Below are 19,315 nucleotides of genomic sequence, written 5' to 3'. Positions count from 1 at the left end.
CGCCCCGTCCGCGCGGCCCGCACCGGTCCGGGTCCCGCGCTCACGAGTACCGCCCCGAGACCACGGTGACGTCGGCGGTCAGCGTGGTCACCCGGGCCGTCACGAACCCGGGCATGCCGGGCAGGGTCACGCCCAGACTCGCGTGCACGGTGGCCACCGCCCCCGCGGACTCGCACGACCCGTCGGAGCACGAGACGCTGAGGGTGAGGTCCTGCGGCGCGAAGCCGTGGTCCTGGGCCGCCACGGCGGCGACGTCGTGGACACCGGTGCGGTCGAGCTCCCGGCTTTCGAGCACCGAGACCGCCTGCCCGGCCTGCTCGGCGGCGGCCACCACGGCGAACGACCCCGCCTGGACCCTCGCCACCGTCAGCACCAGGTAGATCACCGGAACCAGCAGCAGCAGGCCCAGGCCGATGAACTCCACCACGGCGCTGCCCCGGTCCCGGTCATCGGGAGCGGCGGCGGCGCTGCCCCGGTCCCGGTCATCGGGAGCGGCGGCGGCGCTGCCCCGGTCCCGGTCATCGGGAGCGGCGGCGCGGCCCGAGCACCCGACCCCGGCAATGCCCGGCTGCTCACGCGTCCATGTCCACTGCATGCCCGCTCACCTCCAGGGAGGCGGGCGGCCCCAGCGTGGCCACCACCGGCAACGGCGCCACCACACGAACCTCCACGGCGGGCAGCCTCCCCACACTCGTGCGGGTCACCGAGACGTCCTGCGCATAGGCGGCGCCCACGGTGTCCGTGATGATCCCCCGCGTGCGCTGTGCGCCGTCCTCGTCGGTGCGGTCCGCGAGGCTCGCGTACCGGGCCCCGGCCGCCGCGGCGTCGATCAGTGTGTTGCGCACGTGCAGGGTGAAGCCGAGCTGGAGGATCATCCCGAACAGCACGAGCGCGAGCGCCAGAACCATGACGTACTCCGCCACCGCGCTGCCGGCATCCGGGCCCCGGGTGTCCTCACAGGCCGGAGACGCGGTTGATCGCATCTTGGAAGAGCCCTTCCAGAGCGGGGCGGGCGATCAGCAGCAGCCCCGCGACGAGCACGGCGGACATCAGGGTAAGCATGACCCAGCCGGGGACGTCCCCGCGGTCGGGGTCCTCCTGCCGGGCGCCCAGCCGCGCGGGCAGGGCGACGGCGAGCAGCCACCACACGGTCGATCGGCAGCGCACCAGGTATTTCATGATCGTCTCCTTCTGGCTCTTGGTCGGTACGGAAGATCCACTCAGAATCCGAGGTCCAGCACGGCCAGCCCCGGGAACACCGCGAACGCCACGCTCAGCGGGAGGATGAAGAACACCACGGGCACGAGCATCGCGATCTCCTTCTTGCCCGCCACCTCCATGAGCACACGCTTGTCGTGGTCCCGGACGTCCTGGGCCTGCGCGCGCAGCACCTCGGCGAGCGGCGTGCCGCGCTCGATGGCCACCACGATGCCGTCCACGAAACGCCCCAGCGCAACCACGTCGGTGCGTGCGGAGAAGTCCTGCAAGGCGGTGGTGAGACCGGAGCCCGCGCGCGTCTGGGCGAGCACGGCGCGGAACTCCCCGGCCAGCTCCCCCTCGGCCACGCGGCACACGCGCTCCAGCGCCCCCACGGTGCTCTCCCCCGCTCCCACCGCGAGGGCCATGAGCTCGGCGACCGCGGGGAACTCCTCGACCATGAGCTTCTCGCGCCGGCGGATGCTGCGGCTGAGCAGGTTGTTGCGCAGCCACACGCCGCAGCCCGCGCCCAGGACGACGCCCACGGCCACGATCGCCACGCTGACCTCGGCCCGCAGCACGAGGGCGATGCCCCCGACGCCGCCGAGCACACCACCCGCGACCGCGCACAGCACCTGCTCCGCCCGGTAGTCCATGACGTCCTTGCGCGAGCCGTCCCGCACGAGCCTGCGGGCAAGCACCTCCGTGTTGGAGAACAGCGGCGCCGCCCGCTGCAGGATCCAGGACATCGCGGCGCTGCCGGCGGCACCGGTCAGGGAGCGTCCGCGGGCGCGCCTCGCGTGCCACCCGCCGCCGTCGTACCCCCCGGCCAGCTCCGCGGCGCGCAGCTGGGGTGCGATCCGGTCCGCAAAGCTGGGTGCGCCCACGGCCTTCACGGCGCCCAGCAGCAGCCTCAGGCCGAGGGCCAGCACGAGTCCGAGCAGCGCCGAGGTCAGCGGGACGTTCATCGCAGCACCCGCCGTTCGGTGGGCAGCGCGCCGAGGCGGAGCATGAGCTGGTAGGCCGCCACGGACACCGCCAGTCCGCCGAGCAGCACCACCGCGCCCGCCGGGGTGTTGTAGGCCTGGACGGCCGCGGGCTGGGTGGCCATGAGGCCGAGGATCAGCCACGGGGCGGCCACGGAGAGCCGCGCGGCGTTGACCGTCCACGACTGGCGGGCCTCGAGCTCGCTGCGGGTCCGCTCGTTCTCGCGCAGGAACTCGGAGAGGGTGCCCAGCAGCTTGCCCAGGTCCGTTCCCCCGACCTCACGGGTGACCCGCAGGGCCTCCACGATGTTGTCCGCCACGGGATCCGCGAGGCGCTGCTTGAGCATGGTGAGCGAGCCGTGGAGCTGACCGCTGGCCCGGTAGTCGGCGGCGAACCGGGCGAAGGCCGGGCGCAGCGGTTCCGGGCCGCGGTACTGCAGCTGCATCAGGGCCTCCGGCAGCCCCATGCCCGCGCGGATGGCCGAGCGCAGGTGGTCCACCACGTCCGGCCACACCTCGCGCAGCACCGCGGTGCGGCGGCGGGCCCGGCGCCGCACGAACCACAGGGGGACCCAGAGGGTCACCAGGAAGACGCACAGGCCGAAGACCGCAGCCGAGGTCAGGGCGAGCACCAGCACCCCGGCCACCCCCGCGAGCAGCAGGCTCAGTCCGATGAAGGCGCCGAGCGAGATCCCCGGCAGGTCCGCCTGCAGCAGCAGGGTGCGGAACCGGCCGGTCCTGGCGTGCCGGGTCCGCTGCACGGGTGGCCGCGTCCAGCACGACCACCAGACGAGGAACACCCCGGCCCCCAGCACCGCGCCCACGAACGCGCTCACGGTGCCACCCGCCCGGTGCCGCGGCCGGCCCGGGAGCCACGGCCGGCCCGGGAGCCACGGCCGTTCTGCCGTCGACCGCCACCTGCGGCGCGGCCGTCACGGGAGCGCGAACGGTCGGATCCGCTGCCGCCCGGACCCCTGTGGTGAGCCGCGGCCGGTCGAGAGGCCGGGGACTCGGGGGCATCTGGGGCGCCGACGGCGTCGTCGTGCAGCAGCTGCGCGGGGACGTGGCCCGCGCGCTCGAACCGCTCCGGTGACGGCACCTCGGAGGCCACCGCCCGCAGCACGCCGTTCTGGCGCCGGAAGATCGGGTACGTCTCGATCACGCCGTTCTCCACCCGGTTGCCGATGCCCAGGATCTCCGCGACGTGACGGTGTCCCGTGGGGTCGCGGTGGCAGTGCACCACCAGGTCGAAGCACGACGCCACGGTGGGGACCACGAACGCGGAACTGATGTTCTCGCCGGCCAGCAGGGGCAGGGTGCAGATCTTGGTCACGGCGTCCCGCGCGGAGTTGGCGTGCAGCGAGCACATCCCCGGCAGCCCCGCGTTCAGGGCGATCAGCATGTCCAGGCTCTCGGCCTCCCGCACCTCCCCGACCACGAGCCGGTCCGGGCGCATCCGCAGCGCCTCCTTGACCAGTCGGCGCAGCGGGATCTCGCCCGTCCCCTCCAGGTTCGCCTGGCGGCACTGCATGCCAACGACGTCGCGCAGCGCCACCTTGAGCTCGAAGACCTCCTCGACCGTGACCACCCGCTCCCGCGGCCCGATGGCGGCGCACAGGCAGTTGAGCATGGTGGTCTTGCCCGCCTGCGTGGCGCCGGAGACCAGGATGTTCAGCCCGGACTCCACGGCGGCCCGCAGGAACTCGGCGGCCTGGACCGTGAGCGAGTCCAGCGCCACGAGGTCGCTCAGCCGCCGCGCACGGGCCACGAACTTGCGGATGTTAACGGCCCAGTGCGCCCGGGTCACGTCCGGGATGACCACGTGCAGCCGGGAACCGTCCGGCAGGGAGGCGTCCACGAACGGGGAGCTCAGGTCCAGCCTGCGCCCCGAGGACTTGAGCATGCGCTCCACCAGGGTGCGCACGTGCGACTCGCTGAGCACCAGGCTGGTCAGCTCGGACTCGCCGCCGCGGGCCACGTAGATCTCGGCGGGCCCGTTGATCCAGATCTCCTCGACCTCGGGGTCGTCCAGATAGGGCTGCAGGGGCCCGTAGCCGGCCACGAGGTCCAGCACGGTCTTCCGTGCGGCCTCGAGATCCTGGAGCCGGGGCAGCCCGGCACGCGCCGAGCGGACGTCGTAATCGGAGACCACCGAGGCCACGATCTGGCGGGTGGGCTCCACCTCGTGCAGCGGATCGAGCCCCGCGCGGCGGATCTGCTCGCGCACGTCCGCCTCGATCAGTCCGATCGCGTCCTCGGCAACACCCGTGGCCATGGCTCCCCCTGGGGTTCCCCCGAACCCGTTACTGACTGGTCATCTCTGGGGGAACGCTAGGGGAAATCGGGGGCCGTGGACACGACCGCGGCGCTGATCTGTGGATAACCGCCCTGACCTGCGCCGATGAACGGGTGCGCCACGTCATGCTCGGACGCAGAATGCATCCTCATGAAAAGTGACACGGGTCACCGTGGTGCCCGCGTGGTCAGATGGCCGTGGAGCCGCCCCGTGCGGCGTCGTCCGTCGAGTCGGCTGGGCCCTCGTTCTGGACGTCGGCGGGACGCGCGGTGGGCGACGCCGCGGCGAAGGTGAGCACCGAGGGCCGCTGGGCGTGGGCGGCGTCGTGCTCCCACGGCTTCTCCGTCTCCGCGATGGCGATGTGACGGGCCAGGCGCGTCACATTGTTCTCCTCCACGCGGCGGCGCTGGGCCGAGGTGTACTGGGTGACCATGAACAGCACCACGAGCGCGTAGAGCACCAGGTCGGTGCCGCGGCCGATGCCCAGTGCGCGGGCCACCTGCGTGACGAGGTCCGGCACCAGGATGGACACGGCCGCGAACAGGAAGAACGCCACGGCGGCCAGCCGGCGGATGGCCTGGTGCTTGGCGTTGGCCCCGCCACGAACGAGCGTGAGGGCGCCGTAGGCCACGGCGAGGATCAGGACGATCTGTACCACGATGGTCATGGGGGTGCGCCTCCGCTACTTCACGAACAGTTCGGCCAGGATGTTCACGCCGTTGAGCAGGGACTGGCCCTTGCCGCGCGAGTAGTCCGTGTAGATGATCTCCACGGGATGCTCCACCCAGCGGGGCTGCAGCTCCGCGAAGCGGTTGACGATCTCCGAGGCGTGGGCCATGCGGTTCTGCTTGAGGTGCAGTTCGGCCACGGTGGCCCGGTCGATCGCGCGCAGCCCGTTGTGGGCGTCCGAGAGGTCCATGCCGCTCGTGAACTTGGACACGAACGCGGCCGTGCGCAGCACGAGGCGCTTGAGCGTGGACACCTGGGTGCGGTCGTCGAGGAAGCGCGAGCCGAGCACCACCTCTGCCTCCCCGCTGCGGATGCGCTGGACCATGTCGTACGCATCGACCACGCGGTGCTGGCCGTCCGAGTCGAACGTGACCACGCAGTCCATCTCCGGATCCTGCAGGGCGTACTCGAAGCCCGTCTGCAGCGCGGCACCCTGCCCCAGGTTGATCGGGTGCTGGACCACCACAGCCCCGGCGTCCCGGCAGATCTGAGCGGAGTCGTCCCGGGAACCGTCGTCCACGCACACCACGTGGGGGAAGGTCTTCCGGAGACTCTCCAGGACCTCGCCCACCACCTCGGCCTCGTTGTACACGGGCATCACAATCCACGCTCGACTCACCCGCCCATTGTTCCACAGCGTGCGGCACCCCCAGGGCACCCGGCACCACGCAAAACGCAGGGAACGGGGGCGTCCCGCCTGGTCACTCGGAGGAACCCCGGCGATATACTTCCTCAGACCCCCTACGCCCCCCCTGTCGAAGGAACCCCGCTTGCTTCCCAACATCGGCCTGCTCTCCCTCGTGTGGGTCACAGCCGCTCTCTTCGTTCCCGGGTACGGGCTGTGGCGGGCTCTCTCGGCGTCCCGAGCACGAGCACTGCTGTTCGCGCCACTTGGATCCGCAGCCGTCCTGGGTGCTCTCGCCATGGTCCTGGGGCTCCTGCACGTGCCCTGGCACTGGGCCTCGGTACTCGTGGGGTGCCTCGTGGTCTGGGTCCTCGCCGCTGTTCTCACGGTCCTGGTGCGCCCCCGCCCCCAGGCGGGCCCGGCCACCGCCCGGTGGCACCGCCTCACGATGGTCTACACCCACCCCGTGGATGAGAAACACCGTGTGCCCTGGCACGGGCTGCTCTCGGCCCTCGTCTCGGCGGGTCTGGGCGGTTACTTGATCAGTTCCCGCCTGCGTGATGCAATGCCCAGCGCGGAGTCGTTCCCCCAGCGCTTCGACGTCCTGTTCCACCTCAATGCCGTGCGGTACATCTCGGAAACGGGCAACGCCTCCGCCCTCAGTCTCGGAACCATGATCTCGCCCGAGAAAGCGTTCGCGTTCTACCCCTCCCTGTGGCACAGCCTGGGGGCCCTCGCCATGACCGGCACGAGCGACGACGTCTTCGTGACCACCAATGCGGTCATCCTGGTGGTGTGCTCGGTGGTGTGGCCCCTCGCCCTGGTCACCCTCGTGGGGACGGTCACGGGTTTCCGCCCCCTCCCCCTCGTGGCCGCCGGCGTCGGCTCTTCCGCGCTGAGCGCGTTCCCGTTCGCGCTCCTGAACTACGGCCCCCTGCTGCCGAACATCCTGTCCCTGGCGCTGCTGCCGCTGGCCGTGGCCGTCACGGCGTCCCTGACCGGGGTCACCCGGGGTCTCCCCACCGGGATCGGCCTCAAGGTGATCGTGCTGCTCGCGACCATCGGGGCCCTGGGCGTGGCTCAGCCCAATACCCTCGCCACGCTGCTCGTGGCGACCTCCCTGATGGTGCTGACCCGCAGCGGCTGGCGGATCCGTCGTTCGCTGGAGGGATTCACCCAGCCGTCGCTCGTGCGCGTGAGCAGCCCCTCGCGCTACTACCGGAAGCTGGCCCTGTGGGGAACCGTGATCGTGGCGACGACCGCGGTCTTCGCCCTCATCTGGTCCTCGCTCCAGACCCACTACGACCGTCCATCGGACACCGCACTCACCACGGCCCTGGGACAGGCGCTCCTGCTGGCCCCCAACGGTCGGGACGAGGTCCCCTGGGCATTCGCCATCGGGTCCATGCTGGGCCTGATCGTGAGCATCTGGCGGCGCAGGTACCTGTGGGTTGCCCTCACCCACGTGAGCACGCTGGTGCTGTACACCTATGCGGCCGGAGCGCCGAGCGTGCCGATGCGCTCCTGGCTCGTCGGGCCCTGGTACGAGGACTCCGCCCGGCTCGCCGCCCTCCTGCCGCTGACGGGGGTGCTGCTGACCGCCGTGTTCGTCTCGTCGGTCGTGGACGTCTTCTTCCCGCCCCACCTGGCCGCCCCCCGCATCGTGCGGTGGCGTGTTCCGTGCGAAGTGGTCGTCTCCGTGATCCTGTGCGTCCTCATGCTCCCGGCCACGCAGGAGGAGCCCTTCCGTCACATGGACCCCTACCTCCGCAATGCCTTCCGGATCGACGCTGCCTCTTTCGGCATCACTCCCGACGAGTACGAGCTGCTGAAGCGGCTCGACGAGGAGGTGCCCGAGGACGCGCTCATCGGGGTCAATCCGTGGACCGGCGCGAGCCTCGCCTACAGCGTGGCCGACCGCCACGTGACCTCCCCCCACATCTTCACCGATCTCTCCCCCGCCGAATCCACCGTGCGGTGGGACCTGGGAGACCCCTCGAAGTCGGTCGAGGCGTGCGAGGCGGTGCGGGAGTCGGGCATCGACTACGTCCTCGACTTCGGCAGCCGGGCCATGATCCCGGACACGCCGGACTGGGACGACTTCCCCGCCTACACGGACGTCCACGACGTTCCCGGAGACCACTACGAGGAAGTCGACCGCCAGGGCGGCAGCGTCCTCTACAAGGTCGTGGGCTGCGACTGAGCCCTCCAGGGCCACGGAGAACGACGGCGCCGCGAGAGCAGGACTCTCGCGGCGCCGTCGTTCTCCGGTCCGGGTGCGGACCGGGCCCGGTCAGCCCGCCAGGGGGCCGTCCAGGTCGGGATCGTACTGGGGCACGAACTCCTCGCCGCGCTCGGCAGCCTCGCGCGCCTGCCACTCCCGCTTGTGGCGCTTGTCCTCCAGTGCCCGGGCGACGCCCTCCTCGTGCTCCCTGCGGACGTCCTCCTCCGGCTGGTTGCGCATGTGGGCGACCGCGCCGTACACGCTGCCGTCGAAGACCTTGGTGCCGTGGTCCATCACGATGCCGCGCTCGCAGATGTCCATCACCAGGTTGAGATCGTGGGAGACCACCACCAGGGTCTTGCCGCGTCGCACCAGGTCCTTGATGCGGCCGATGCACTTCTTCTGGAAGGGCTCGTCACCCACCGAGAGGATCTCGTCCACCAGGAACACCTCGGGATCCGTGTGGATGGCCACGGAGAACGCGAGCCGCAGGTACATGCCCGAGCTGTAGAACTTGACCTCGGTGTCGATGAAATCGGCGATCTCGGAGAAGGCCACGATGTCGTCGAACTTCTCGTCGATCTCCTCCTTGGTCATCCCCAGGATGGCGCCGTTGAGGTAGACGTTGTCCCGGCCCGTGAGGTCCGGGTGGAAGCCTGCACCCACCTCAATCAGGCCGGCCACCTTCTCGCGCGTGAGGATCTCACCCGAATCCGGGTTCATCACACCGGAGATCATCTTCAGCGTGGTGGACTTGCCCGAGCCGTTGAAGCCCAGCAGCGCGACCGTCTCGCCGTCGTGGATGTCGAAGGAGACGTCGTTGAGCGCCGTGAACTTGGCGGTCAGGTCCCCCTTGCGGCCCTTCACGAGCCAGACGAAGGCCTCTTTCATGGAGCGCGTGTGGCGCAGCACGAACTCCTTGGTCATGTGGCTGACCCGGATGGCCAGGTCCGCGTCGGTGCGCCCCGGAGTGGGCTGGGTGGTTGAACTAGACATTTTTCACAGCTCCTGCGCGAAGTTGCCCTCTTGAGAACGGAACAGCTTGTCCGCGAGGAAGTAGAGGATCAGGCTGGTGACGAGGGCCAGGGGGGTCCACCCCGTGAGCAGGTGCGGCGGGAGGTGCCAGATCTGCGGGGTGTCCGTGGTGGGGAACCAGAAGCCGTAGTGGAACAGCTCCACGGCCACGGTCAGCGGGTTGAGCATGTACACGTAGTACACCCAGTCCCACAGCTTCTCGTGCACCATGGTCCACATGTAGAGCACGGGTGAGGCCCACGTGGACACCATGATCAACAGGTCCACGATGTTCTCGGCGTCCCGGAAGAACACGTTGAACGTGGTGAACAGCATCCCGAGTGCGAGCGAGAACAGGGCGATGATCCCGGTGCCCACCACCACGGCCCCGAGTTGTTTGAGCCCCGGGTGCCAGCCCGTGAGGAAGCAGGCCACCAGCAGGATGGCCAGCTGCGGGACGAAGTGGATCATGGCCACCAGCAGGTTTGACACCGGGAACAGCTGGCGCGGCAGGTAGATCTTCTTGAGCAGACCACCGTTGGCCACCACGGACCTGGAGGCGTTGCCGAAGACCTCGGAGAACAGGTTCATCACCACGATGCCCGAGAACAGGTACACCGCGAAGTTCTCGATCCCGCGGTTCAGGTCCAGGAACACACCCATGGCGATGTAGAACACCAGGAACTGCACGCCCGGCTTGAGGTAGGACCACAGCAGGCCCAGGACGGTGCCCCGGTACCTGATCTGGATCTCCTTGTCCACGATCAGCCTGAGCAGGAACCTGTTCGCGAACACGTCCCGCAGACCCCGGTCCTGCCCCGGAGGCCGCAAGTGCGTTGCGGGGGCTTGGCTGTCCATCTGCCGTCCTTTCCTGGCGCGGCGCGGCGGTGGCGCCGCTGGCCGAATGCACGCCGACGCCGCACGCCCGGGTGAGCGTGCGGCGTCGAGCAGGGGTCAAACTACTGCGCGGTGCCGTTCTCCGCAAAAGTCCGCGCCCAGGCCTGCACCGAGGTGATCTCCGGGAGCGCCGCACGGTACTGCTCGCTCAGCTCGTCCCACCGGGACAGCAGCTCGGCGTGCAGCCTGGTGCTCTCCGTCATCAGCTCGCGCACCTGTGCGGGGTCCCGGCGGTACCAGGAGGCACCCGTGCCGTCCGCGTTGGAGACGATCGCGGAGTCGAGGGTGGCCAGGTAGGACCAGTGCCCGTCCATGTGCGCGACCGTGGCCTCCGGGTACTCCTTGGCCATGTCCCGCACCGGGCGCAGCGTCTGCTTGAGAACGGTGCGCAGGGCCCACGGGATGAGCTGGGCCTTGGTGGGCGACTTGGGAGCCTCCATGCGCTTGGGCGGCTTGGCACGCCGCACCGGGGGCAGCTGGGAGAGGTCCTTGACCACGCGCCCGTCCGAGTACTCTTCCTTCATGGCGCGGATCTGCGGCATGCGGGTGGGCAGCATCTCGTGCAGCCGGTCCGGGCCCGCGAGCACGTCCTGGATGGCCAGCAGCACTGACCTGGCGGGGTAGTACTGCATGGACACCACGTGCTTGGTCTCCGTAGTCATGGACTCGCGCAGCATGCGCCCGCCCTTGGAGAAGGGAGAGTGCAGCAGGGCTGCGATGAGACGGTTGCGCTCGTGGAAGTACGCCTGCCAGTCCACGGCGTCGTCCTTGTCCGCCCAGGACACGTGCCACACGGCCGCACCCGGCAGGGAGATGGTCGGGTAGCCCGCGGCCTTGGCGCGCAGCGAGTACTCGGAGTCGTCCCACTTGATGAACACCGGCAACGACAGCCCGATCTCCTCCAGGATCACCCGCGGGATCAGGCACATCCACCAGCCGTTGTAGTCCGCGTCCCAGCGCCGGTGCAGCCTGGGCCGGGAGCGCAGGCCGCGCTCCGCGAAGTCCACGGCACCGAGGCCGTCGATGGGACCCCACAGAAAGCGGTAGGAGTTCACGACCTCCGCGTACGCGTTGAGCAGCGGCTTGTTGTACATGTCGAACATGTGCCCGCCCACGATCGACGGGGTGTGGCACATGTCCGCGAACGCGGTGGCGCGCAGTACGCCCTCGGACTCCAGCAGGATGTCGTCGTCGAGGATCAGCACGTAGTCGGACTTCTCGACCCCGTCCGGGGTCCGGCGCCCCTCCACGACCTCGTACATGTTGCGCGCGAAGCCACCCGAACCGCCCATGTTGCCCTGGCGGATGATGCGCAGCTTCCCACCCATGGCCTGCTCCGCCTCGGCGAAGTCCGGCTCGTCCTGGACCAGCTTGTTGCCCTGGTCCACGATGATGAGCTCGTCCAGGATCTCGTCCAGACCGTCCGCCTGGGCGATGGTCTTGATGGTGTTCACGCAGTAGTCGGGACGGTTGAACGTGGTCACCCCCAGGCTCACGCGGCCCACGGGGCGGTCCTGGGACGCCACGAGCCAGGACGCGGCGTCGAGCACCATGCCCTCCTCGTCCGAGATCAGGTCGAACCAGTACCAGCCGCCGTCCCCGAACGGGGCGAGCGTGAGCTCGAATTCGCACGTAGTGTCCCCGCTGACCCGGCGGTCCTCCACGCGCTGGGACACGCCGCGGGCATTGGAGCGGTAGACGATCAGGGAACCCGCTCCAGAGGTGCGCACGCGCAGCACCACGGACTCGGCCACGGTCCAGCGCCGCCAGTACGAGGCCGGGAACGCGTTGAAGTACGAGCCGAAGGACACGCGGCGCCCGGGGCGGATCCGCACCGAGCGGCGCGAGATGATGTCGTCCGGGTGCTGGTTGGCGGTGTCCGACCCGGCGGAGGAGGGGCCCTCCACGTTGATGGGCCCGTCGATGTACAGCGGCAGGGCGTCGAGGTCCTTGTTCGCGGGGAACACCACGCGCGCCACCTCCCGCAGATCCGCCGCGGTGCTGGGCCGGGTGCTGATCTTCGCGAGGTACTGCTGGTTCTCGGTGGTCTTCGGCTCGGGCTGACCGGCCTGCGTCACGTGCTGCTCGCTCACTCGTCCACTCCTCCGCTGGTCAGGGGCGCACCCGAGGTGAAGTGCGGTGCGATCTTGTTGTCCACCATGGACAGCGCCGAGCCGATGGCCATGTGCATGTCCAGGTACTTGTAGGTGCCCAGGCGGCCGCCGAACAGCACCGAGGACTCGCCGTTGGCGAGGTCCCGGTAGGCCAGCAGCTTCTCGCGGTCCTGGGAAGTGTTCACGGGGTAGTAGGGCTCGTCGCCCTTCTCCGCGAAGCGGGAGAACTCCCGCATGATCACGGTGGCGTCCTTGGTGTAGTCCCGCTCGGGGTGGAAGTGGCGGAACTCGTGGATGCGGGTGTAGGGCACGTCCGCGTCCGGGTAGTTCATCACCGAGGTGCCCTGGAAGTCCTCCATGCCCAGGACCTCCTCCTCGAGATCAATGGTGCGCCAGGAGAGGTCGCCCTCGGCGTAGTCGAAGTACCGGTCCACAGGACCCGTGTAGATCACGGGGACCTGGCCCACCACGTTGGACTTGGAGAACTCCTGGGAGTCGTCGAAGAAGTCCGTGTCCAGGCGCACGTCGATGTTCGGGTGGTCCGCCATGCGCTCGAGCCACGCGGTGTACCCGTCCACGGGCAGGCCCTCGTGGGTGTCGTTGAAGTACCGGTTGTCGTACGTGTAGCGCACGGGCAGCCGGGAGATGATCGAGGCGGGCAGGTCCTTGGGGTCCGTCTGCCACTGCTTGCCGGTGTAGTGCTTGATGAACGCCTCGTACAGGGGACGTCCGATCAGCTGGATGCCCTTGTCGTTGAGGTTCTGCGGGTCGGTGCCCGCGAGCTCCCCCGCCTGCTCGCGGATCAGCTCACGGGCCTCGCCGGGCGAGTACGCCGCACGGAAGAACTGGTTGATCGTGCCCAGGTTGATGGGCATGGGGTACACCTCGCCCTGGTGGCGGGTGTACACGCGGTGGACGTAGTTGGTGAACTGGGTGAAGCGGTTCACGTACTCCCACACGCGCTCGTTGGAGGTGTGGAACAAGTGGGCCCCGTAGCGGTGCACCTCGATCCCGGTGCGCTCCTCGTTCTCGCTGTAGGCGTTGCCGCCCAGGTGGTGCCGACGGTCGATCATCGTGACCTTCACACCCAATTCGCGTGCCGCTCGTTCTGCCACGGTCAAACCGAACAGTCCCGAGCCCACGACCACCAGATCAGTGTTCATGTGTCCCTCCTAGGGGGTCTTCCGTGATCCATGCACGGACATCGTCCTGGCTAAAAATACCGGACGCGGCCGGTCAGACCCCGTGTGACTCGCACACACGGGACGGCGTGGGCGGCGTCACGCCCACGCGCACCGGCACGCCCGACGGGGCCCGCGGCGTCGTCGTGACCGGTTCCACCCGGCCACCGCACCGCCGACGACGACCCGCCGAGCGCGGCGTCATCACTGCGACGCGCGGTGGAAACCACTGAGCACCCAGGCCGCCGCGGCCCGTCCGGAGGCCGCGAGCGAGGCGTGGTCGCGCGCCCATGCGGCACGGCGGGCGCGCTGTTCCTCCCGGGCGCCGTCGCGGGCGTCGGCGAGCGCGAGCTCCATGGCCCGCGCCACTGCGTCCGGGGTGAACTCCACCGGTGTGCCCAGGTGGTTCTCGGACACGAGCGTGACACCCGCGCCCACGCCCGCGTAGATGGAGGGAGCACCGCACGCGGCCGCGGCGTAGAGCTTGGTGGGCTTCGCGAAGTCGTAGCCCGTGTGGGGCACCACCGAGGCGAGGGCCGCCACCGCGCCCCGCAGGAACGAGGCCGTGCGCGCTGGGCTCTGCACACCGTGGAAGACTACGTTGTCGGGGGCCACGCGCGCGGCGACCTCCTGCACCCGGTACAGGTCCGAGCCGCGCCCCAGCACGTGCAGGGTGGCGTCCGGGTGGCGGGGGAGGATCCGCGCGAGACCCTCGACGAACACGTCCATGCCCTGCCACTCGGAGATCGAGCCCGCATACACGAAGTACGGCGCGGGCACGTCCGCCACGGGACCCTCCGGCGTGAACGTGTCCGTGTCGATCCCGTTCTCCGCCACGAACATCCGGTCCCACGGGGTGCCGGTGACACGGTGCAGCTCCTCGCCCATCGACTCGGACACCGTGATGACTCCCCCGGCGCCACGCGCCGCGACGGTCTCCGCGGCGCGCATCAGCTGGGTGACCACGCCGGGTACGTCCATGTTCAGGGTCGCCGAGGTCCACACGTCCGGGTTGTACCAGATGTACGGACGACGCCGCAGGGCGCTGGAGAGCCACACCGCGAGCCCCGTGGTGGGCGGCGGCTCGCTCACGACGATGTCCGCGTCCATGACCAGCAGCCGCGCGAACGCCTGCACGTCGAAGCTCAGGTACTGCGCCACGCCGCGCACGTAGTCCTCGCTGTCACGCAGCACGGGCACGCGCACGATGTCGTAGGGCTCCGAGACGGAGGCGGGGTCCATGCCCTTCGGCGGGCGGGTGGTCAGGACGGTGACCTGAGCGCCCTCGGCGGCGAAGCCCCGGGCGAGCGCCGCGAGGCGGAAGGACGCGGCGGCCGGTTCGGGGAGAAAGATGCGGCTGACGATGACGACCTTGCGGGGTTTCATGGCCCTCACTGTCTCACGGTTGTCCCGGGGTCGTCGCACTTCCGGAGCTGGTGTGCCGGCCTTCGGCCGCGGCAACGGCCCTGCACAGGACGCGCCCGGCCACCGGGTCCGTGGGTGGGTCTGCACACTGCGTGGACGTGCGCGCGCCCGTCGCACCGGGGACGCGTGCACTACCAACATGCACCTGCTCCTGCACCTCGTCCGCCACGGGTCCGACACCTCCCACCCCGTGCGCGTCACCGCGCCGCCCGGGGTGAGCGGAGCCGAGCTCGCCGCTGAGCTCGAGCGGCGGACCGGCGCCGCGGGGCTGGCCACGGTCGACGGGACGCCGCTGTCCCTGACCCGCCTGGGAACCGCTCCCCTGTGCGACGGCGCCACCGTCCAGCTCGACGGCGGCGCCACGGCCCCGCGTGCCACGACCGGACCCAACCGGGTCGTGGGCACGGGTCCCGGTCAGCCCGACCGGAGCGCGACCGGCACCGGGCCCCACTCCACCGGGCCCCGCACCGGTGCCACCCTGACCGTGACGGAGGGGACCGGCGCGGGGACCCGGCTGGTGCTGCCCCGCGGTCACCACGCCGTGGAGCTGACGTCCGAGGGCCCCGCGCTCGTTCCGCACGGGGCGGCCACGGACCGGCGGACGGCCGTGTCCCTGCAGGTGGATGCCACCGCGGTGCGTGTGCTGCCCGCCGGGACCTCCCTGGCACCCGGGGACAGCATCCGCCTGCGGTGGGGCCGGTGCGCCTGCCGGCTCCGGCTGGACCCTCCCCATGACACCGCTGAGAGTCCCGGCTTGACGTCGCCGAACAGCACGCCGGCCGGCTTCACCGCCCGTGACGCGGATCCCGCGCAGCTGCTGAGCGTGGACGTCCCCTCCCGGCGCCGCGCGGCCGCCACCATGGTCACGGGCGCCCTGCCGCTGCTCGCGGGCATCGGCATCGCACTGGTGACGCGCTGGTGGTTCTTCCTGGTGTTCAGCGCCCTGGGGGCGCTCACCTCGGCCGCGGGCTGGTGGGTGGACCGCGGGGTGCGGGCCGAGCAGCGACGTCGTGTCGCGGCCGCTCTGCAGCGCGACCTGCGCCGCTGCGAGCACGCCGCCCCCTCGGCGGCCGAGGTGGTGCGGGCATGCCTCACACCGGGCCCGGGGGCCCACCCCGGCACCGCCGGACCCCGCGTCGGGACACCCCCACACGGCAGGAGGTTCCAGCCCGTCCCGGCGCGTGTTCCCCCGGACAGTTCCCCCAGCGCGGACGACGACGCCGCGCGCTGGGTGCGCCTCGGTCACGGCACCCGGGCGGGCGGGCTGGAACGCGGTCGTTCGGCGACGCTGCAGGACGTCACCCACCGGCACGCACCCGTGCTCGTCGACCTCGCAGCACTGCCCCCGCTGACCCTGGCCCTGGACCGCGAGCGCACCGAGGGTCTGCTCACCTCGCTGGTCCTCCAGCTGTTCACGGGGCCTCGGGCCCTGGCGCGGCTGGTCGTCTCCCGCGACCTCTCGTGGGCCCCTCCCGTGGCCGCCGAGGCACCCGGGGACCGAGCGGGTCGTCCGGACGACACGGCCTCCCGGCTCACCGCGATGGAGGTCCTGACCCCGGAGGACGCGCGCCGCCACCCCGTGCGTGCCGGGGTGGTTCGGGTGGTCGTGTCCACCGCCCAGGACCCGGCCGCCGGCAGCGCGACCATCACCGCGCTCGGGGCCCTGGTACGCCTGTCCACTCCGGAGTGCGCGGCGGTGCCGGGGCTCTCGGCGGACGAGCAGCGCACCACCGTGGACTTCCTCGCCGACACCGTCACGCGGCGCACCGCCCGCGATGCGATCGGGGCGTGGCTCCGGAGAGCGGCATCAGCCGGTGTGCCGGGACAGGGTGAGGTGCCCCGCGTCGTGGCATCCCACGAGCTGCTGGGCCCGCGGGGCGCGTCGCGTCCCGAGCCGACCCCGGGAACGTCGCCCACCCAGCCCGGCCGGAGCAGTAAGGTGTCGCGGATGGCTCCCGCCCCGGCGGCGGCGCGCGGAGAAGGCGCGGACCGCGCGGCGGGCCCCTCCTCGGATTCCCCGCGGCCCCTCGGGACCGCCATCGGCGTCTCCGCCCGGGGCGTGGAACGCGTGGAGCTGGACGACGAGAACCCGCACCTGCTCGTCGCGGGGACCACAGGGTGCGGGAAGTCCGAGGTGCTGCGGACCCTGGTGGCGGGACTCGCGCTGGAGTGCTCGCCGCGGCGGCTCGAGTTCGTGCTCGTCGACTTCAAGGGCGGCGCCGCTCTCGCCCCGCTGACCGGGCTGCCGCACGTGACCACCCTGCTCACGGACCTGGGGCCGGACGAGGTCCGCCGCGCCCTCGTGTTCCTGCGCTCCGAGCTGCAGCGCCGCGAGCGCGTGCTGGCCGCCCACGGCGCCCACAACCTGCGGGGTGCACTGGACGCCGCGGGGAACCCGGTCATCCGTGAGCTCGTGGTCGTCGTGGACGAGGCCAAGATGCTCACGGACGCGTTCCCCGACGCCGCCCACGAACTCGCCGTGGTCGCCGCGGTGGGCCGCTCCCTGGGCGTCCACCTCGTGCTCGCCACCCAGCGGCCCCAGGGTGCCCTGCCCGCGGACGTGCGGACGAACATCTCCCAGGCCCTGTGCCTGCGGGTGCGCACGGAGCAGGAGTCCATGGACGTGATCGGTGAAGGGCGTGCCTGCCGGATTCCGCCGTCCCTGCCGGGGCGCGGTTTCCTGGACCGCGGGGACGGCCCCGTGGAGGTGCAGGCCGCCGTGCTGACCCGGTTGCGGGCCCCGGCGCCGGAACCGCTCACGGTGGAGTTCCTCGGTCCCTCGGACGGGCACCGCGACCGCCGACTGTCCGGGCCCTCCGTCCCCGCCGGGACGTCCCCGGTCCAGACGACGGGCACCGCCGGGGCGGGCATCCAGGCGTGCGTGCGGGACGTCGCGCAGGCCTGGGACACGAAGGCCGTGCGCGGGCCCTGCGTGCCCGTCGAGGCGGACGCCTCGGAGCGGGCGGTCCCCACGTCCCTGCCCCACTCCTTCTCCCCCGGGCCCGCGACGGAGGACGGCGTCGACCTCGGGCCCGCGGAGAATCCCGCCGGGCACTGGTGCGGCCGGGCCGTGTGGCGCCCCTGGACGGACGGGTCCATGGCGCTCGTCGGGCGGCCCTCGGCCGTGCGCGAGAGCTTTCTGGCGCTGCTGCACGCCTGCACGGCGATCTCCTGCGAGCGGCACGCGACCGCCCGGCACGCATCCGGCGCCCGGAACGCCCCCGGGCCCGGCGGCGTCGTGGCGCCCGGGCGCGGCAGCGAACCGGTGGCTCTGTACCTGATCACGGCCTCGGGGCGTGGGGTGCCCGGTCTGCTCACGGGGGACGGCGAGGTGCTGCACCCTGCCGTGCGCGGCTGGGCCCGGGCGGAGCACCCAGCGGACGTTGCCCACGTGCTGCGAGCGCTGCGTGCGGCCACGGAACGGGGCGCGAACGGCACCGGGGACGTCGAGCGGCACGGCGGCCCGGAGCCCCGCGCGGTCCTCGCGGTCGACGACTGGGACCGCTGCTGCCAGCACTTGCGCGCCGGCGCCTGGGCCCACCTCGAGGACGATCTGATGGCCCTCGTGGACGCCGGCACCACGGCCGGGCTCTCCGCGCTCGTGGCCGGGGACCGGATGCTCGTGACCGGACGCGCGTCCCACCTGTGCCCCAACCGTCTCCACCTCCCGGCCGGCCAGCCCGCGGACGGCCTCATGCACTGGCCCAGACTTCCCCCGTTCACCGTGCGCCTGCACCGCGCGGCCCTGGGCGGGCCGGCCGCAGGGCGCTGCTCCCCCTCGGGTGCCGCTCCGGTACCCGAGGGCATGGCCGTGGTCCAGCTCCCCGGCACCCCCGCCGAGACGCCGCCGCGGCAGGGTGCCGGGCGGTTCACCGCAGGGTCGACGACGCACGGCCGGCACCGGTGGCCACCGGCCCTTCCGCTGCCCGCGGCGTGGGAAGCCCCCGCCACCCGGGTGGACGGACTGCTCCTGGGCATGGCGCGGGACGGGATCACTGCCGTGCACCCGTGGGGCCCAGGGGCCACGCTCGTGGTGGCCGGCCCCGCCCGGTCCGGGCGCAGCACGTTCCTGGACTCGGTCCACGGGAGCCTCACCGGTCCGGTCGCTCCCGGGGGATCCGGCACCGGCGCACCCCACGACGGCCCGCCACGCGTGCTGCGGCCGGTGCTGGCCACGGTCGCGGAGGTGCACGCCCTGATGGGTGAGCTGCAGCGGGTCACGCGCCCCACCACGGTGCTGCTCGACGACGCGGACCGGCTGCCGTCCGAGGTGCTGCGGGCGCTGTCCACCGCCTGGGTCCCGGCCAGGTCACACGCGGAGCACGGAGACCGGGCGTGGGCGGAACCGGGGGCCCGGCTGATCGTGGGGATCCAGCTCACCGACGCCCCGGCCGTCACGTTCCCGCCCCTGCTGGCGTGGCGCCACACCGTCGACACCCTGCTGCTGAGACCCCGCAGGGCGTTCGACGCGGACGCCTTTGGCGCCTCCCTCACCGGCCACGGCACCGGGGGGCCTCCGGGACGCGGATTCTGGCTGCGGGGCGGGGCCGTGGAGCCCGTGCAGTGCCCGTCGCCCGGCAAGCACGCGCCGCAGACGAGCTCGCAGGAGGACTGAGCCGTGCCCGGC

General features: G+C 71.5%; 15 protein-coding genes. 2 read left to right on the top strand and 13 right to left on the bottom strand.

Features of this window, described 5'->3' with window-relative positions:
• Window positions 1-40: 40 nt before the first annotated feature.
• The 8 genes from DNL27_RS05090 to DNL27_RS05055 all read right to left on the bottom strand — a co-directional run bounded on the left by DNL27_RS05090 (window position 41) and on the right by DNL27_RS05055 (window position 5,827).
• Window positions 41-595, bottom strand: coding sequence for a hypothetical protein (locus tag DNL27_RS05090; RefSeq protein ID WP_239494462.1), 555 nt, complete (start codon window positions 593-595; stop codon window positions 41-43).
• Entirely contained in the window at window positions 573-983 is a 411-nt protein-coding gene (locus tag DNL27_RS05085; protein ID WP_239494461.1) for a TadE/TadG family type IV pilus assembly protein, read from the bottom strand. Before DNL27_RS05085 ends, DNL27_RS05090 begins: the two co-directional genes overlap by 23 nt.
• Window positions 955-1,179, bottom strand: coding sequence for a hypothetical protein (locus DNL27_RS05080; protein ID WP_012397995.1), 225 nt, complete (start codon window positions 1,177-1,179; stop codon window positions 955-957). The genes DNL27_RS05085 and DNL27_RS05080 overlap by 29 nt, the downstream gene beginning before the upstream one ends.
• Window positions 1,180-1,220: 41 nt before the next feature.
• Window positions 1,221-2,165, bottom strand: a complete 945-nt coding sequence (locus tag DNL27_RS05075) for a type II secretion system F family protein (RefSeq protein WP_112234895.1) — start codon at window positions 2,163-2,165, stop codon at window positions 1,221-1,223.
• Complete coding sequence (locus DNL27_RS05070; RefSeq protein WP_112234894.1) at window positions 2,162-3,019, bottom strand: type II secretion system F family protein; 858 nt, start codon at window positions 3,017-3,019, stop codon at window positions 2,162-2,164. Before DNL27_RS05070 ends, DNL27_RS05075 begins: the two co-directional genes overlap by 4 nt.
• The gene (locus DNL27_RS05065) at window positions 3,016-4,458 is read right to left on the bottom strand and encodes a CpaF family protein (protein WP_239494460.1); all 1,443 of its coding nucleotides are present in this window, start codon (window positions 4,456-4,458) and stop codon (window positions 3,016-3,018) included. The genes DNL27_RS05070 and DNL27_RS05065 overlap by 4 nt, the downstream gene beginning before the upstream one ends.
• A 208-nt stretch (window positions 4,459-4,666) precedes the next feature.
• Window positions 4,667-5,146 (bottom strand): DUF2304 domain-containing protein, encoded by a 480-nt coding sequence (locus DNL27_RS05060; protein WP_112234893.1) that lies wholly within the window; start codon window positions 5,144-5,146, stop codon window positions 4,667-4,669.
• Window positions 5,147-5,161: 15 nt separating this feature from the next.
• Window positions 5,162-5,827 carry a glycosyltransferase family 2 protein gene (locus tag DNL27_RS05055; protein ID WP_012397970.1) on the bottom strand — a complete coding sequence of 222 codons (666 nt, stop codon included), beginning with the start codon at window positions 5,825-5,827 and terminating at the stop codon, window positions 5,162-5,164.
• Window positions 5,828-5,978: 151 nt separating this feature from the next.
• Here DNL27_RS05055 and DNL27_RS05050 point away from each other — a divergent pair, with 151 nt between their 5' ends.
• Window positions 5,979-8,036, top strand: coding sequence for a DUF6541 family protein (locus DNL27_RS05050; protein ID WP_162627098.1), 2,058 nt, complete (start codon window positions 5,979-5,981; stop codon window positions 8,034-8,036).
• Between the two features lie 90 nt (window positions 8,037-8,126).
• On the opposite strand, the gene DNL27_RS05045 is transcribed toward DNL27_RS05050, so the two are convergent.
• From DNL27_RS05045 to DNL27_RS05025, 5 genes are all read right to left on the bottom strand, one after another.
• Window positions 8,127-9,053, bottom strand: coding sequence for an ABC transporter ATP-binding protein (locus DNL27_RS05045; protein ID WP_112234891.1), 927 nt, complete (start codon window positions 9,051-9,053; stop codon window positions 8,127-8,129).
• Window positions 9,054-9,056: 3 nt separating this feature from the next.
• Window positions 9,057-9,929, bottom strand: coding sequence for an ABC transporter permease (locus DNL27_RS05040; RefSeq protein WP_112234890.1), 873 nt, complete (start codon window positions 9,927-9,929; stop codon window positions 9,057-9,059).
• A gap of 101 nt (window positions 9,930-10,030) precedes the next feature.
• Window positions 10,031-12,061, bottom strand: coding sequence for a glycosyltransferase (locus tag DNL27_RS05035; RefSeq protein WP_112234889.1), 2,031 nt, complete (start codon window positions 12,059-12,061; stop codon window positions 10,031-10,033).
• Entirely contained in the window at window positions 12,058-13,245 is a 1,188-nt protein-coding gene (gene glf, locus DNL27_RS05030) for a UDP-galactopyranose mutase (RefSeq protein WP_112234888.1), read from the bottom strand. The genes DNL27_RS05035 and glf overlap by 4 nt, the downstream gene beginning before the upstream one ends.
• 222 nt (window positions 13,246-13,467) lie before the next feature.
• Window positions 13,468-14,649, bottom strand: a complete 1,182-nt coding sequence (locus tag DNL27_RS05025; RefSeq protein ID WP_112234887.1) for a glycosyltransferase family 4 protein — start codon at window positions 14,647-14,649, stop codon at window positions 13,468-13,470.
• Window positions 14,650-14,827: 178 nt separating this feature from the next.
• On the opposite strand from DNL27_RS05025, the gene DNL27_RS05020 reads away from it, so the two are divergent.
• Window positions 14,828-19,303, top strand: a complete 4,476-nt coding sequence (locus tag DNL27_RS05020) for an FtsK/SpoIIIE domain-containing protein (RefSeq protein ID WP_112234886.1) — start codon at window positions 14,828-14,830, stop codon at window positions 19,301-19,303.
• Window positions 19,304-19,315 lie beyond the last annotated feature (12 nt).

The sequence above is a fragment of the Kocuria sp. BT304 genome (assembly GCF_003290245.1).
Lineage (GTDB): Bacteria > Actinomycetota > Actinomycetes > Actinomycetales > Micrococcaceae > Kocuria > Kocuria rhizophila_A.
This window is presented reverse-complemented; position numbering and strand designations above follow the sequence as displayed.

Coding starts and splice junctions, on each gene's coding strand:
- DNL27_RS05090 (WP_239494462.1), bottom strand. CDS start 595: ATGCAGTGGACATGGACGCGTGAGCAGCCGGGCATTGCCGGGGTCGGG.
- DNL27_RS05085 (WP_239494461.1), bottom strand. CDS start 983: ATGCGATCAACCGCGTCTCCGGCCTGTGAGGACACCCGGGGCCCGGAT.
- DNL27_RS05080 (WP_012397995.1), bottom strand. CDS start 1,179: ATGAAATACCTGGTGCGCTGCCGATCGACCGTGTGGTGGCTGCTCGCC.
- DNL27_RS05075 (WP_112234895.1), bottom strand. CDS start 2,165: ATGAACGTCCCGCTGACCTCGGCGCTGCTCGGACTCGTGCTGGCCCTC.
- DNL27_RS05065 (WP_239494460.1), bottom strand. CDS start 4,458: ATGGCCACGGGTGTTGCCGAGGACGCGATCGGACTGATCGAGGCGGAC.
- DNL27_RS05060 (WP_112234893.1), bottom strand. CDS start 5,146: ATGACCATCGTGGTACAGATCGTCCTGATCCTCGCCGTGGCCTACGGC.
- DNL27_RS05045 (WP_112234891.1), bottom strand. CDS start 9,053: ATGTCTAGTTCAACCACCCAGCCCACTCCGGGGCGCACCGACGCGGAC.
- DNL27_RS05040 (WP_112234890.1), bottom strand. CDS start 9,929: ATGGACAGCCAAGCCCCCGCAACGCACTTGCGGCCTCCGGGGCAGGAC.
- glf (WP_112234888.1), bottom strand. CDS start 13,245: ATGAACACTGATCTGGTGGTCGTGGGCTCGGGACTGTTCGGTTTGACC.
- DNL27_RS05025 (WP_112234887.1), bottom strand. CDS start 14,649: ATGAAACCCCGCAAGGTCGTCATCGTCAGCCGCATCTTTCTCCCCGAA.
- DNL27_RS05020 (WP_112234886.1), top strand. CDS start 14,828: ATGCACCTGCTCCTGCACCTCGTCCGCCACGGGTCCGACACCTCCCAC.